At 33.0% G+C, this 16,575-nt stretch carries 12 protein-coding genes; all 12 read left to right on the forward strand.

Annotated elements, in window-relative coordinates; genetic code table 11:
- Nucleotides 1-16: 16 nt before the first annotated feature.
- The 12 genes from FFWV33_RS07665 to FFWV33_RS07720 all read left to right on the forward strand — a co-directional run bounded on the left by FFWV33_RS07665 (nucleotide 17) and on the right by FFWV33_RS07720 (nucleotide 16,499).
- Nucleotides 17-802, forward strand: coding sequence for a polysaccharide biosynthesis/export family protein (locus FFWV33_RS07665; protein ID WP_108740353.1), 786 nt, complete (start codon nucleotides 17-19; stop codon nucleotides 800-802).
- 15 nt (nucleotides 803-817) lie between these two features.
- A complete protein-coding gene (locus tag FFWV33_RS07670) occupies nucleotides 818-3,283 on the forward strand; it encodes a polysaccharide biosynthesis tyrosine autokinase (RefSeq protein ID WP_108740354.1) in 2,466 nt (821 codons plus the stop codon).
- Between the two features lie 7 nt (nucleotides 3,284-3,290).
- Nucleotides 3,291-4,277 (forward strand): SDR family oxidoreductase, encoded by a 987-nt coding sequence (locus tag FFWV33_RS07675; RefSeq protein ID WP_108740355.1) that lies wholly within the window; start codon nucleotides 3,291-3,293, stop codon nucleotides 4,275-4,277.
- 200 nt (nucleotides 4,278-4,477) lie between these two features.
- On the forward strand, nucleotides 4,478-4,939 hold the full coding sequence (locus FFWV33_RS07680; RefSeq protein WP_108740356.1) for a UpxY family transcription antiterminator: 462 nt from the start codon (nucleotides 4,478-4,480) through the stop codon (nucleotides 4,937-4,939).
- 28 nt (nucleotides 4,940-4,967) lie between these two features.
- Entirely contained in the window at nucleotides 4,968-6,014 is a 1,047-nt protein-coding gene (gene rfbB, locus FFWV33_RS07685; RefSeq protein WP_108740357.1) for a dTDP-glucose 4,6-dehydratase, read from the forward strand.
- Between the two features lie 48 nt (nucleotides 6,015-6,062).
- On the forward strand, nucleotides 6,063-7,364 hold the full coding sequence (locus FFWV33_RS07690) for a nucleotide sugar dehydrogenase (RefSeq protein ID WP_170111542.1): 1,302 nt from the start codon (nucleotides 6,063-6,065) through the stop codon (nucleotides 7,362-7,364).
- Between the two features lie 47 nt (nucleotides 7,365-7,411).
- On the forward strand, nucleotides 7,412-8,419 hold the full coding sequence (locus FFWV33_RS07695) for a mannose-1-phosphate guanylyltransferase (protein WP_108740358.1): 1,008 nt from the start codon (nucleotides 7,412-7,414) through the stop codon (nucleotides 8,417-8,419).
- Between the two features lie 316 nt (nucleotides 8,420-8,735).
- The gene (locus tag FFWV33_RS07700; RefSeq protein WP_108740359.1) at nucleotides 8,736-11,165 is read left to right on the forward strand and encodes an SLBB domain-containing protein; all 2,430 of its coding nucleotides are present in this window, start codon (nucleotides 8,736-8,738) and stop codon (nucleotides 11,163-11,165) included.
- A 3-nt stretch (nucleotides 11,166-11,168) separates the two neighbouring features.
- Entirely contained in the window at nucleotides 11,169-12,230 is a 1,062-nt protein-coding gene (locus FFWV33_RS07705) for a Wzz/FepE/Etk N-terminal domain-containing protein (RefSeq protein WP_108740360.1), read from the forward strand.
- An 8-nt stretch (nucleotides 12,231-12,238) separates the two neighbouring features.
- Nucleotides 12,239-13,189: a GDP-L-fucose synthase family protein gene (locus FFWV33_RS07710; RefSeq protein WP_108740361.1), complete on the forward strand. Its 951-nt coding sequence runs from the start codon at nucleotides 12,239-12,241 to the stop codon at nucleotides 13,187-13,189.
- Between the two features lie 73 nt (nucleotides 13,190-13,262).
- Nucleotides 13,263-14,336 carry a GDP-mannose 4,6-dehydratase gene (gmd, locus tag FFWV33_RS07715; RefSeq protein ID WP_108740362.1) on the forward strand — a complete coding sequence of 358 codons (1,074 nt, stop codon included), beginning with the start codon at nucleotides 13,263-13,265 and terminating at the stop codon, nucleotides 14,334-14,336.
- A 687-nt stretch (nucleotides 14,337-15,023) separates the two neighbouring features.
- Entirely contained in the window at nucleotides 15,024-16,499 is a 1,476-nt protein-coding gene (locus FFWV33_RS07720) for a lipopolysaccharide biosynthesis protein (RefSeq protein WP_108740363.1), read from the forward strand.
- Nucleotides 16,500-16,575 lie beyond the last annotated feature (76 nt).

Consider the following 16,575-nt stretch of genomic DNA (forward strand, 5'->3'; position numbering starts at 1 on the left):
TCTCAAAAACATAGAAATGAATAAGTCTGTTTTCTTTTTAATGGCAGCGGTTGTGCTTCTTTTTTCCTCTTGTATTTCTGTACGAGACCTTAATTATTTGCAAAATAAAGGAGACGCTGATGCTTTGTCTTCCATTTCTATGGTGGTTTCAAAACCCTATCGAGTACAAATAAATGATGTTTTGAGTTTGAGCATAAAAGCTATAGATCCTAAGTTGGTAGCTATCTTTAGTACAGTTGATGGCGAAGTGGGGAAATCACCCTCGGCTTTGTATTTTGACGGATTTACAGTTGATGACCATGGAAATATTAGAATTCCGGTGTTGGGAGAAATGAATGTTATTGGCTATACAACAGATGAAATACGATTAAGAATCGAAAAAAAATTATTAGAAGAATATTTTAATAAAGAAGCAAACCTTTTTGTTACGGTTAAATTGGCAGGATTTCGATACACGATTACGGGAGAAATTGGAAGTACAGGAACCAAAACTTTGTTTCAGGATCGATTGACTATTATGGAGGCAATTGCAAATTCGGGAGATATCGCCTTAACAGGAAATAGAAAGGCAGTGACCATAATGCGCCAATCACCTACAGGTGTAGAGATGCATGATCTGGATTTGACAGATATTAATGTAATGAAATCACCGTATTACTATTTACAACCAAATGATTTTATATTTGTAAAACCATTAAAGCAAAAAACTTGGGGAACAGGAAAAACAGGTCTGGAATCCATAAGTACTTTTGTGTCTTTAATTTCGTTGGCTAGTACAATGTATTTGCTTTTAACCAAATAAAATTTAGACTTATACATGCTAGATATAAAAGATTTTTCAGTTTTTGAAAACCAAGTAAGTTTTGACTTCAAAGGCTTCTTAATTAAGATTGCGAGCTATTGGAAATGGTTTTTGATAAGTTTGATTATCACTTTTACGATAGCTTACCAAGTTAATATTCGAAAGCAAAAAATTTATGGGATGGAGACAATGATTTCTATCCAAGAAGAAAGTAATCCTCTTTTCACTTCAAATACAAGTCTAACCTTTAATTGGGGAGGAGTATCAGACCAAGTAAATACAATCTCAACAATTTTTCAAAGCCGGTCTCATAATGAATTGGTAGTTGATAAGCTGCAGTTTTATGTAGACTATTTGATTCAAGGGAAATATGAGTTTGAAGATGCTTACGGTATAGTTCCTTTTTACGTCGCGATTGACAAAACAAAAGGGCAAATTGCGAACACGCTCATAAGCATTAAATTTATTAGTGAAAATGAATACGAAATTCGTATTCCTATGACCGCGCCAAGCGTAGGTATGATTACGTACGCAACGAATACCTACGGAAGTACTGCTGTAGTTGTAGGTGATTTTGTCCAACGGTATAAAGTGGGAGCGTTAGTTTCTCTTCCTTTTTTAAATTGGAAATTACAGATAAAAGATAATCCTGGTTTTTATAAGGGTAATGAGTATTTTGTAAAATTCAACGATTTTGATGGGTCTGTTTCGAGGTACCAAGGAGTAAATGTTAGTTCAAATAATAAGGGCACTTCTATCCTTACTCTTTCGATGCAAGGAACAAACAAGGCTAGAATGGTAGATTATTTGAACGCTACCGTAAAGATGCTTATTTCTAGACAGTTGGAAGAGAAGAACAAGTTTGCTACCAACACCATTAGTTTCATAGATAGTACATTGGTTGCTATGGAGTCGCAGTTGAAGGAAACGGGTAATGAGTTGAAGTCTTTTCGAAAAAACAAAAATATATATGATATCGAAGCTGGAGGTGGTAAATTTTCAGATAAAATTCTTGATTTCGATATAGAGAAAGATGCAATTGTTCGCAAAGTAGCCTACTATAATTCGCTTAAAGCCTATTTGAAAAAAAGTGTGGATTATTCAAAACTTCCTGCTCCATCTGTTGCTGGAATTGACGACCCTAATATTGTGGCTAATATTTCGAAGCTAATTATGCTTTCTACGCAGCGTTCTGAATTGGCGTATGCTGTTAAAAGTGATAAGATATTCAGAGATTTTGATAGCCAAATGGAGGCAGTAAAGAATGTCTTATTCGAAAATATTACCACAGCAAAAGCCGCTTTGCAGTTTGATTTAATATCAATAGAAAGTAAAATTAATCAAGCAGAAAATACCATCAAAGCATTGCCAGATGATGAACAAGAATTGGTTAAAATTAAAAGAAAATACGATCTTAGCGACAATATTTATAGTACGTTTTTGCAAAAAAGAAGCGAAGCTGATATTGTAAAAGCCGCTAATCTGTCAGATATTCATTTTATTGATCCGGCCAAAGATATAGGTGGCGGATTAATTGGTCCAAAGACTTCGGTTAATTATGTATTGGCACTATTTCTTGGTTTTTTGATTCCGCTGGTTTTTGTATTTATTATCTTTTTTATCAATGATTCTATCCAGAATACTGAGGATATTACAAGTAGAACGAAAATCCCGTTAATTGGAGTAGTCGGAATGAATAATGAATTGTCACAATTGGCCGTATATGATCGACCAAAGTCGGCATTGTCGGAATCTTTTCGAGCCATTCGATCTTCATTGCAGTTTTTATACAAGCAACAAAAAGTAGATGGAGCGAAAACCGTCATGCTAACCTCCTCTGTAAGCGGAGAAGGAAAGACATTTTGCTCGCTAAACATCGCTACTGTTTTTGCTTTGAGCGAAAAGAAAACCGTGATTGTTGGTTTAGATTTAAGGAAACCAAAAATATTTAGTGAGTTTGGTTTGACTAATGAAGTTGGAGTGGTGAATTACTTAATCAATCAAAAAGGATTAAGTGACATTGTGAACAAAACTGAAATTCCATATTTGGATGTTATTCTCTCCGGACCAATCCCTCCAAACCCTTCAGAATTAATTTTGTCTGAACGAATGGGTGATTTGATGGAAGAACTAAAAAAGGAATATGATTACATTATTTTAGATACACCTCCAGTTGGATTGGTGTCAGATGTGTTAGAATTGTCTCAATATGTTGATGTAACTTTGTATATTGTAAGACAAAATTTTTCTAAGAAGGAGATGATTACCTTGTTGAACAATAGAATCAACAGAAAAGAGTTGACCAATGTTAGTATTGTTTTTAATGGTTATGAGAACAAAGCAAAATACGGAAATGCATATGGGTACGGCTACGGCTACGGTTACGGAGCTTATTCAAATGGGTATCATGAAGAAGAGAAACCAAAAAATATAGTTCAAAAATTAGCCGCTAAGTGGTCTCAAATAAATAAAAAACAATAAAACAAAGATGGCAGCTATAGAAAACACAACTTTATTGATCACCGGAGGAGCAGGTTTTATTGGATCCAATCTTTGTGAGCATTTTTTAACTAAGGGGTACAAAGTGATTTGTTTGGATAATTTTGCAACAGGTCACCGACACAATCTTAAGGACTGTTTTTTAAATCAGAATTTCAAGTTAATTGAAGGTGATATTCGAAATATTGAAGACTGTCAGCTTGCAGTTCAAGGAGCTGATTATGTTTTACATCAAGCTGCATTGGGGTCGGTACCAAGATCACTCAAAGATCCTATTACCACAAATGATGTGAATGTTTCAGGTTTTCTGAATATGTTAACAGCAGCAAGAGATGCAAAGGTGAAACGTTTTGTGTATGCCGCCAGCTCGTCGACCTATGGAGACTCTATAGGTTTGCCCAAAGTTGAGGAGGTTATCGGAAAACCACTTTCGCCTTATGCAATTACCAAATATGTAAACGAACTGTATGCTGAAATTTTTTCAAAAACATACGGAATTGAAACTATTGGTCTTCGCTATTTTAATGTTTTTGGTAGAAAACAGGATCCAAATGGGGCGTATGCAGCGGTTATTCCAAAATTTGTTATGCAGTTAATGAATCATGAAAGTCCAGTAATCAATGGTGACGGATCCTATTCTCGTGATTTTACATATATTGACAATGTGATTCAAATGAATGAGTTGGCAATTACAACAACAAATAAAGAGGCTGTCAATACCGTTTACAATACAGCATACGGAGATCGAAATACTTTAATTGATTTAATTGAGTATTTAAAGCAATATTTAGCAGAATATGATCCTGTAATAGCTGATGTAGAAATCGTTTTTGGTCCTAATCGAGCTGGAGATATTCCGCATTCTTTGGCGAGTATCGATAAGGCAAAAATGCTTTTAAATTATAATCCTCAGTTTTCTTTGCAAGAAGGTTTAAGGGAAGCGGTAAGTTGGTATAGGGGTAATTTATCTCAATAAGTTAATCAGGAAAATAATTTTAATAAAACGCAAAGCGTAAAATAGTAAGGTTTATTACTGTGTTCTCGAGAAGAATTGTAGCTTTGGCTTCTGAAATAAGGTGAGATTTAGAATAAAAATAAAAAGTACATAGATGATCTCCTTGTAAATCATCATGTTGGATTTATTAAGTGAAGTTAATGACATAATACAAGAAGGAGATGAATTGGTATGTAGTATATACAAAACCGAAGTGGGAAAAGAAAGTAGCAGAACAATTAGATAAAGTAGGAGTTGAGTGTTATTGCCCTTTAATTATAAAGGAAAAACAATGGTCTGATAGAAAGAAAAAAGTAGAAGTGCCTCTCTTTAATTCCTATGTTTTTGTGAAATTGGAGGATGCAGATCGTAATTTAGTATTTCAATCTCCTGGAGTCGTGCGTTATTTGTTTTGGTTGAGCAAGCCTGCAATTGTAAGGGACTCAGAAATAAACACGATTAAAGAATGGTTAGAAAAACCTTCAGCAAAAGATATTACAATGTCTCCATATACAGTTGGTGACAAAATAAAATTAGAATCAGGTCCTTTTCTTAATCAAGAGGCAGTAGTAAAAGAGGTAAATAGCAAACAGTGTGTTTTGATTTTAGAATCATTGGGTTGTGTGCTAAAAATAGATATATAATTATTTTAATTTATAAAGTTCAAAATTGATGAAAAAGATTTTAATTACCGGTGGTGCTGGTTTTATCGGTTCCCACGTTGTTAGATTGTTTGTTACAAAATATAGTGATTATCAAATTTTTAATCTAGATGCTTTAACCTATGCAGGAAATTTAGAGAATATAATGGATATTGAAAAATGTCCAAATTATACTTTCATAAAAGGTGATATTGCTGATGAGCAATTTATCAAAGCGTTATTTCAAGAACATCAATTTGATGGAGTATTGCATTTGGCTGCAGAATCTCATGTTGACCGTTCAATTGAAGATCCAATGGCATTTGTGAGAACAAATGTAATCGGGACGGTGAATCTTCTAAATGCTGCTCGTGAGCTATGGAAAGGTAATTTCGAGGGAAAGAGATTCTATCATATAAGTACAGATGAAGTATATGGTTCATTGGGTGCGGAAGGGTTGTTTACCGAAACAACAGCTTACGATCCTAATTCGCCTTATTCGGCATCAAAGGCAAGTTCGGATCATTTTGTGCGTGCCTATGGAGAAACCTATGGTTTGCCATACGTATTGACAAACTGTTCAAATAATTATGGACCGAATCATTTTCCAGAAAAATTGATTCCATTATTTATTAATAATATCATACAAAAGAAACCGCTTCCGGTTTATGGTGATGGAAATTATACTCGTGATTGGTTATTTGTTGTGGATCATGCTCGTGCGATAGATTTAGTTTTTCACGAAGGTACAAACCATGGTACATATAATATTGGTGGCTTTAATGAATGGAAGAACATTGATTTAGTTCGTTTGTTATGTGGTATTATGGATGGCAAGTTAGGGCGTAAAGAGGGTGAATCGGCTGAGTTGATTACTTATGTAAAAGACAGACCAGGACATGATTTGCGATATGCTATTGATGCCAATAAAATTAATTCAGAGTTAGGATGGTCTCCATCAGTAACATTCGAACAAGGATTAGAGCAAACAGTAAATTGGTATTTGAATAATGAAGATTGGTTATCAAATGTAACTTCTGGTGCGTATGCTTCGTATTACGAAAAGCAATATAAATAAAGGGCGCAAAAATTTAGAAAGAATAATAGTAGCTGTTGTTAATAAAGTATGGAGTCAGATATAAAAATTGCAGTAATTGGTCTAGGATATGTAGGATTGCCTTTGGCGCGATTGTTTGCGACCAAACATGCCGTAGTTGGTTTTGATATTAATGAGAATCGTATTTCTGAGCTCAACAAGGGGCAAGACGGAACGCGAGAAATTAATAAGGCGGATCTAGATGCAGTACTTTTAGATAGTAATCCATGTACTGCTACAAGTAAAGGTTTACAGGGCTTGTTTTGTACAAGCGATTTGGAGGCAATTGCAAATTGTAATTATTATATCGTTACCGTTCCAACTCCCGTTGACAAAAACAATCATCCTGATTTAACGCCTTTATATAAATCTTCAGCAACTGTAGGGAAAGTGTTGAAACGAGGAGATATCGTAATATATGAATCTACTGTTTACCCAGGAGTTACTGAAGACGAATGTGTGCCGGTTTTAGAAAAAATATCAGGACTACAATTTAATGTGGATTTTTATGCGGGTTATTCGCCGGAACGAATAAATCCCGGAGATAAAGAGCATACAGTCGATAAAATATTGAAGGTTACTTCGGGATCTACACCAGAAGTTGGCCAAAAAGTCAATGAATTGTACTTATCTGTAATTACGGCCGGGACCTACCTAGCACCTTCAATTAAAGTTGCTGAGGCAGCTAAGGTGATAGAGAATTCGCAAAGAGATATTAATATTGCATTTGTGAACGAACTTGCGAAAATTTTCAATTTAATGGAAATTGACACGCATGAAGTATTGGAAGCCGCGGGTACAAAATGGAATTTTTTACCATTTAAACCAGGTTTAGTTGGAGGGCACTGTATCGGAGTTGATCCTTACTATCTTGCTCAAAAAGCACAAGAGATTGGGTACCATCCTGAAATTATTTTAGGAGGAAGACGCCTAAATGATAGTATGGGGGAATATGTAGCTTCTCAAATTGTAAAGCTGATGATAAAAAGAGGCATTGCAGTTGGTCAGTCGAAGCTTTTGATGCTAGGTATCACTTTTAAAGAAAATTGCCCTGATGTTCGCAATACAAAAATAGTTGATCTGATTCTGTCGTTAAAAGAGTACGGTATCGATGTTACTATTTTTGATCCCCAAGCAAGACCGGAGGAAGTGAAAAAGGAGTACCAATTAAACATGGTGAATGAGGCTCCAAATGCCGTGTTCGATGCAGTAGTATTAGGAGTTGCTCATACAGAATTTCTTGATATGGATTTGTTGCGATTTAAAAATACACAAGCCATCGTCTATGATATAAAAGGTGTTTTGAAGCAAGGCGTTGACGGAAGATTATAAGGAATAAAAAAGATAATTTTTAAATATAGATTTAAAACCAATTTATTATGGAAAATAAAAGATCAATTACTCATGTTGTTTTGACTGGAGGAATCGGAAGTCGTTTATGGCCATTGTCTCGTAAAAGCATGCCTAAACAATATTTGTCCTTATTTGAAGGACAGTCACTTTTTGAATTAACAGTAAATCGTAATCGTGCGATTGCAGATAAAATTATGGTTGTTGGAAATGTAGATAACTGCCATCTTAGTAAAAAGGTGATGGAAAAATCTAACCTTCCTTATGTAAATATTGTTGAAGCGACTCCGAGAAATACTGCAGCCGCTATTGCCTTCGCAGCATTTGCTTCAGATCCCAATGACATTTTGATTGTAACACCTTCAGATCACATTATTGATGATATGGACAAGTACAAAGAAGCCATGGACGAAGCCGTAAACAAAGCAGATAATGGTTTTATAGTAACTTTTGGAATTCAGCCTACAAAACCTGAAACGGGTTATGGCTATATTGAACGAAAGGGAGATAATGTTCTTTCTTTTAGAGAAAAGCCAAATGAAATTACAGCAATGAATTTTATCGAAAAAGGAAATTTCCTTTGGAATAGCGGTATGTTTTGCTTTAAAGCAAGTACATTTCTCGAAGAGTTAAAAGCCTTTCAATTGGATGTATATGAAGCGTCTAAGATTGCATGGGAGAAAAATAAAGAAGGAGAATTAGATTATGAGCTTTCAATGGCTATCCCGTCCATTAGTGTCGATTATGCTGTAATGGAGCGAAGTAAAAAAATCAAAGTTGTCGCGTCATCGTTTGTATGGTCAGATTTAGGCTCTTTTGAATCTGTTTATGATTATTTAGTTGCGAAAGGGCATCCTATTGATGAAAACGGTAATATGGCTATTGGAACGGATAATTATACTGCTTTCGTGGGAGTAAAAGATACTATTTTTGTATTTACAGAAGATGCTAATTTGATTTTAAAAAAGAAAGCATCTCAGGATGTGAAAAAGATTTATACTAAATTAGAGAAAGAGGGATCAGAGTTGCTGAATTAGTTTTTGGTTATTTAGTGAAATATGTATTATGATAAAGTTTATTGGGATTTATTTCAATAAACTTTTTTTTTAAGCTAAACATAAAGATCTAATTTTTATTTATTAGTATAAATGTAGAATTCATTTTTGAAATTTATATTTTATGATTCTACCGCTTTATTTTGTTTTTATATTTAGGAAGAAATAGTAGGGGATTATTCCTTTTTTTGATTAAGTTTGCAGAATTATTCAGATGTCCAATCCACCAATAGGGGGGTTAGGATCGCGAAGCGGTGGAAGAAAGTGAAGAATGGTATTGTTAATTATAATATTTAATATGAAGAAGTTAGTTACAGTGGTTTTGGTAATGTTTTTAGGTTTATTGCCCTTAACTTCAATGGCACAAGACTTGTTAAAAGGTAATGACCTAAGCGCTGTAAAGGTCGATAACTTGAATGATGCCGATATTTCAAAGCTTCAAAGTCAGTTGCTTTCTAATAATATGACAATTGATCAAGTAGAGCAAATGGCAATAGCAAAGGGCATGTCTCCGTTAGAATTTTCAAAACTTAAGGCGCGTATGAGTTCTTTAGCTTCAGTTTCAACAGAAGGAAATACTAATGATAAGGGAGTTGCTGGTAGAAAACAAGACAAGATTGTTAATGCTAAGAAGGACTTCGTAACTGGTGGAGATATGACAATATTTGGCTCTGATCTTTTTGATAGTGGCAGTTTGAATTTTGAACCCAATTTAAAATTGGCTACACCTGTTAATTATATTCTAGGGCCTGGTGATGAATTAGCTGTTAGTGTATATGGAGTACAAGAGTATAATGGAAATCTACCTGTAAGTGTTGAAGGTAAAATCTATGTTCCTTATGTTGGTCAGATTTCGGTATTCGGAATGACCATTGAAGCAGCAACTCAAAAAATAAAAAATTCGCTTTCGTCGATTTATAGTACAATTAACTCGGGGCAGTCACATGTAAGTGTAAGTCTTGGAAGTATTAGAACCATAAAGGTGACTATTATAGGTAGTAAACAACCTGGAAATTATTCTGTTTCTTCATTATCAACGGTTTATAATGCTTTGTTTATGGGAGGCGGGCCAGGAATTAATGGTTCTTATAGAAATATAGAATTGTTACGCAATAATAAAGTAATTAGGATAATTGATGTTTACAATTTTTTATTGAACGGTAATCAATCTGATAATGTTGGTTTGAAGGATAATGATGTCATTCGTATACCATCATACACAAGCAGAGTAACGGTTGAAGGAGAAGTTAAACGTCCAGGTGTTTTTGAAATGAAGGTTGGAGAAACGTTCAAAGATCTCTTGTCATTTACTTCTGGTTTTAACGAGTTGGCCTATAAAGGTTCAGTTAATGTTACTCAAAAAACAGGAACTGAATTTAAAGTTAAGGATATAAAGGCTGGTGATTTCGGTTCTTATAAGCCACTTTCTGGAGATGTCTATCGTATTACTAAAATATTAAATCGTTTTGAAAATCGTATTGAGGTACGAGGTGCAGTTTTTAGACCAGATACGTATTCGTTTTATGAAGGAATGAGAATTTCTAATTTGATCGCTAAGGCAGATGGTTTAAAAGAAGATGCTTACGCGAAAAGAGCAAGAATCATACGTTTAAAGCCCGATTTAACTACAGAGATTGTCCAAGTTAATTTGGTTGAGGCTTTAAACGGAAATACCGAACAAGATGTTCTGTTGAAAAAAGAAGATATTGTGACGGTTTATTCTGTACTTGATTTTGTAGATGAATTTAAAGTAACGGTAGATGGTGAAATTCGTAATCCTGGTGAATATAATTTTTACGAAAATTTAAGTTTAAATGATTTATTGATTCAAGCAGGTGGTTTATCAGGGTCAGCTTCAAAAAGAGTAGAAATCGCTCGTATGATTAAGTCAGAAGAAATTGATAATACTAATTTAAGTAAAGCGCAATTATTTAACTTAGAAATATCACCGGAGGACAATGAACAAGTTAAGAATTTTAAATTGGAACCCTATGATGTTGTTACTATTCGTAGAATGGGTATGTATGAGAGACCAGAATCGGTTACAATTAGCGGTTCAGTAAGCTATCCAGGTAAATATGTTTTGGCATCCAAAAAAGAAAAAGTTTATGATGTTATTACACGTTCGGGTGGATTAACTGCTTTAGCCAATAACGAAGGTGTAAAAATTAAGAGGCCTATCCAGCAAGCTCAAATAGAGGATTTGAAAGCAGTCAATTTTAGTATTGCTAAAAGAGATAATGATACAATTAATACAAAAGTCGTTGACAAATTAGTAAATGAAGTTAAGTATTTAACTATACCAATTGACTGGAAGCGTATTTTAAAAAATCAAAACGATTTGGCAAACGTTTCTTTAATGGCTGGCGATGAAATTATAGTTGAAAAATTTGCGGAAGGTGTAAAGGTGGCAGGAAATGTTCTTTTGACTTCTGAAATACCCTATGTACAGGGGAAAAGTTTAAAATATTATTTAAATTCTGCTGGGGGGATAGACGCGAAAGGCTGGAAAAGAAAAGCCTATATTATCTATCCAAATGGTCGTGCTGATGTTGCTTCTCATTTCTTGTTTTTCAATTCTTTTCCAACAGTAAGTCCAGGTTCTCAAATTGTAATTCCTGAGAAACCAGTTGCAAAGAAAATGACTACTGCAGAAATTGTTAGTGTAGGGTCTGTTTTTGTAAGTATTGCAGGAGTTATTACAACTTTTTTATTGTTAAACAGATAAATAATGGAAGAAAAAAATAGTAATGACGATATTTCTTTGAAAGAATTATTTAAAAAAGTTAAGAATACTTATAGTTATTTAGTATCGAATTGGAAAGTTATAATCGTAGCAGGTATAATTGGATCAATTATAGGACTAACTTATTCTTTTTCTAAAAAACCTACTTATACAGCTACTTTATCTTTTGCCCTGGAAAGTGGTGGCGGTGGCGGTATAGTAGGAGCTGCTAGTTTAGCGAGTTCTTTTGGATTTGATCTGGGCGGAAGTGGGGGGGGTATCTTTGAAGGAGCCAATTTGACTGAATTATTTAAGTCAAGGAATATGGTAGAGCAAACTTTATTGATGCCTGTTAATTTTGAAGGGAAGAATATTTCTCTTGCTGAAATGTACATTCAAAATAATGATTGGAGAACATCATGGAATAAAAAACCTAATTTTAAAAGTATTTCATTTGTACCTAAATCAGATAGAAAAGGTTTCACACGTGCTCAAGATAGTATTTTAGGTGTTATTTATGGCAATTTGTCAAAAGGTTCCCTTTCCGTTGGACAAAGAGATAAAAAAATAGATATTATTAGTATAGATGTTGTTTCTGAAAATGAATTATTCGCTAAGTATTTTGCAGAAGCGTTAGCAAAAAAAGTATCAGATTTTTATATTGATACCAAAAGCAAGAAAGCGCGTGAGAATATGGATATATTAGTTAAACAAATGGATTCTGTCAGATTGCAGTTGAATAGTGCCATTAATGGTGTAGCTGTTGCCACGGATAACACCTTTGGACTGAATCCCGCTTTGAATATTAGAAGAGCCCCTTCTGTTAGAAAACAAGTAGATGTGCAAACAAATACTGGTATATTAACAGAATTAATCAAACAGACTGAATTAGCCAAAGTAACCCTTAGAAAAGAAACTCCCTTGATTCAAATTATTGATTCTCCTATTTTACCTTTAAAGAAAGAGAAATTGGGAAAATTGAAAGCTATTATAATCGGTGGATTTCTAGCGGGGTCATTAGTTATTTTCTTTTTGATTATTAAGAAGATAATTTCAAATTTGTTATAAATAGTGATATGAATACCAATAAAAAAATTTATATAGCCGGACATAGAGGTATGGTCGGGAGTGCAATTTGGAGAACACTTAGTGCCAAAGGTTATGATAATTTAATAGGGAGAACAAGTGCAGAATTAGATTTAAAAAACCAACAAGCAGTAATTGATTTTTTAACTACTGAAAAACCAGAGATTATTATTGATGCTGCTGCAAAAGTAGGAGGTATTTTGGCAAATAATGACTTTCCATATCAATTTTTAATGGAGAACATGCAAATTCAAAATAACTTGATAAGTTCAGCTTTGAATTTAGGTGTTGAGAAATTTATATTTCTAGGTAGTTCATGTATATATCCAAAGTTAGCACCACAGCCTCTTAAAGAAGAGTATTTATTAACAGATGCTCTAGAACCAACAAACGAGTGGTATGCTATTGCTAAAATTTCAGGAGTGAAAACTTGTGAAGCTATAAGAAAACAATTTGGTAAAGATTATGTAAGCTTAATGCCTACAAATTTGTACGGAACACATGATAATTTCGATTTGACATCGTCTCATGTATTGCCTGCCATGATTCGTAAGTTTCATGAAGCTAAATTAAATAATAACGCGACTGTCTCTTTATGGGGAAGTGGAACACCAATGCGCGAATTTCTTTTTGTTGATGATATGGCACAAGCTGTCATGTTTGCTTTAGAAAATAGATTACCAGAACATTTATACAATGTAGGAACAGGTGAAGACCTAACCATTAAAAATCTTGCAGAAACCATTCAAAAAGTAATTGACCATAAAGGTACAATTGAATGGGACAGTACCAAACCGGATGGAACTCCAAGAAAATTAATGGATATTTCAAAAATGCACAGTTTGGGTTGGAAACACAAGGTGGCATTAGAGGAAGGAATTCGGAAAACCTACAAATGGTTTTTAGAAAATAGTGAGAGTTATAAAGCAATAAAATTATAATATAAGAATTTGATAATCTAATAAGTGATTTCGTTTACTTGTTGGATTATGAATTTGATAATAAATAAATAAAATGAAAGTAGCATTAGTAACTGGTATCACAGGTCAAGACGGCTCATATTTAGCAGAATTATTATTAGAAAAAGGATATATGGTTCATGGTGTTAAACGCCGTGCCTCTTCTTTCAATACACAACGTATAGATCATATCTATCAAGATCAACATGAAAAACATGTTAATTTTAAATTACATTACGGTGATTTGACCGATTCTACTAATATTATTAGAATTATTCAAGAAGTGCAACCAGATGAGATTTATAACCTCGGAGCAATGTCTCATGTCAAAGTTTCATTCGATTCTCCAGAGTATGTGGCTAATGTTGATGGAGTGGGTACTTTAAGAATTTTAGAAGCAGTTAGGATTCTAGGTTTAGGTAAAAAAACGAGAATTTATCAAGCCTCTACTTCTGAATTATACGGTGGTTTAGCTGAGAACAAAAACGCAGCTGGTTTTTATGATGAGAAATCTGCATTTTACCCGCGTTCGCCTTATGGAGCAGCTAAAATTTACGGTTTTTGGATTACTAAAAATTATCGTGAGGCTTATGATATGTTTGCATGTAATGGTATTTTATTTAATCATGAATCACCAAGACGAGGCGAAACTTTTGTAACACGAAAAATTACGATGGCTACTGCGGCAATAGCCAAAGGAAAACAAGAGTGTTTATTTCTGGGTAATCTAAATTCCCAAAGAGATTGGGGACATGCTAAAGATTATGTAGAAGCGATGTGGAGAATTTTGCAACAAGATGTAGCAGAAGATTATGTAATAGCTACAGGTGTAACTACTTATATTAGAGATTTTGTTACTATGTCTTTTGGTGAAATAGGAGTTGAGTTGACTTTTGAAGGAGAAAATGAAAGCGAAGTAGCTAAAGTAGCGGCTTGTAATAATCCTTTGTATCAACTAGAAATTGGTTCAGTAGTCGTTCGTGTTGATCCAGAATATTATCGTCCTACGGAAGTGGATTTATTAATAGGTGATCCGACTAAGTCCAAAACGCAATTGGGTTGGAAACCTCAATATGATTTAGCAGCGTTGGTTAAAGAAATGGTAGAAAGTGATTTGAGAATCTATTAAGAAATATTCTTAAATAAAAACGAAAGTACTCGATAGATTGTTTGATCTATTACTTTTTAAAAAAAGTATAGCTCTATAAGTTGTGCATCAATTAACTGTTAGGTTGTACGTTGTACTTATGAATTGTTTGTGCCATTTAAATAATAATATAAAATGTTATTTCTATCTTCCATTTTAAAAAGGTAATTGCTTAATTAGGATCAACGGCACCATCTAAACTAAATAAATATACGGTAGTAATAACATTTGCTGCTGGCTAACTTATTATTTTATATTTGGGAAAATAAAGTGTAACTATTCTTATCTATTTAATAACTAAATTTAAGTAGGCGAAATAGCTTTCGTAAAATTATTGAAATTATAAAAGATAAGTTAAATTTCTGCTCCTAATAAGGAGATTGTATCCTAACTGATTTAATATTTTTAAATAGATTATTCTGTGCTGATAATTTTAAGTGTTTTAAGAAAATAATTTCTACTACTTCAGTAAGTTGTTTTATAGGAAGTGATTCAGTTTTTAAAACTCTTTATCTATCCATTTATATTTTCACATGATATGATATCAAACAATTAAATTATTTACGTTAAGCTATTATTGAAATAGTTGAAAATTTTGTATAAATAAAAATAACACATAAAGATAATCCTAATTGAAATCAGTTAACATAAATATTTTAAAAAAAAGGCATGAGATCTAAAAATATTTTAATAAATCTCGGTTCTTCTTATGCTCATATTGTACTGTCAGTTGGCATGAACATACTATATATTCCTATAGCTTTACATTATTTGGGTACTGAAAGATATGGTACATGGATTGTACTTCAGACGATGGTCAGTTTTTTGACAATTGCAAATTTTGGAATACCTACCGCGGTAACCAATCTTCTCGCACAATCGAATCAAGATATTGAGAAAGGTGGACTATTTTTAAAAGGTTTTAAAATTTTGTCTTATATATGTTTTGCATTATTGCTAGTAGGAATGCTTTTTTTTTTTGGCGCGCTAACTTTTAGTACCTGGCTAAATAATTTCACAAACGAAATCAGGCTTTCATCTTTAATTTTGATGGCATTTTTTATTCTAAGAGTTCCATTTCAAATATCAAGCTCGGTATTTATTGCAGAGAATAAAGTTTACATTTCCAAGATATTTGAATTTGCAAGTATTTTGGTTAATTTCCTTTCGTTAATAGTCTTAATTTATTTTAAAGAAGATTTAGTATTTTTATCTATTTTATCCGGTTGTTCTTTGTTATTAATAAATATTATTAGTTTTATCATTGCAGTAAAAATTTCCAAGATAGATAATATTTTTAGATTTGAAAATAATGTAAAAGCAGTAACGATTTATAAACCAGGACTTTCATTGTTTGCTGCAGGGATGGGTTCATTGATAGTTTGGAATACGGATAATATTATTGTTTCAAGATATTTAGATTTTCAACAAGTTGCTGTATATTCAACAGCATTTAGGCTATTTTCTTTTTCATTTATGGCATTTGGACTATTCTTTGGTGTAATAATTCCGTATTATGGGAGATATTTTCGAGAAAAAAATTGGATTAAATTAGAGCGGTTTTTTACTTTTAATATTATCGCAATTCCTTTCATTGCAGTATGTGTTTGGTTGATAGGATGGCTATTTGCTAAAGATATAATTTTTCTGTGGTTGGGAGATTATAAATTGTATGGGGGCTCTCTTTTGTATTTCTTTTTAGGTGCATATGGGCTGGTCTTCGCTTGTGTTTGCGTAATGTCAAATTTATTAACGACTTTAAATTTACTTAAGGGACTTGTTTATATTACAATTTTTGAAGCTATTGTTAATCTCATAGCGTCTGTGGCATTAGTTCAAACCATAGGTGTAGAGGGTGTTGCACTTGGTACATTAATCGGCACAATGTCAGTTCCTCTTATTTTCTTACCTATTTTCATAAATAAAAATCATGTTTTACAATTTATTTTCCCTCATAATAAATTTATAACGAGTTTTGCGTTCTATATAATAATGATGTTGATTTTATATTTTATAAATGCAAATGAATATCAATTTACTGGTAAATTATTATTTGCTTCGACATATATTTTACTATTTGGATTTTTTCAATATTTTTTGAATAAGAAAGTACTTAAGGAAGTTATAGATTTACTAAAAAACTAGGATTTCTCAGTTTGATTTTAGTAAAAATCATTGCCGAGTACTTTTAAATAAGAGAAAAGAATACTAAATAACGCCG

The sequence above is a fragment of the Flavobacterium faecale genome, assembly GCF_003076455.1.
GTDB lineage: Bacteria > Bacteroidota > Bacteroidia > Flavobacteriales > Flavobacteriaceae > Flavobacterium > Flavobacterium faecale.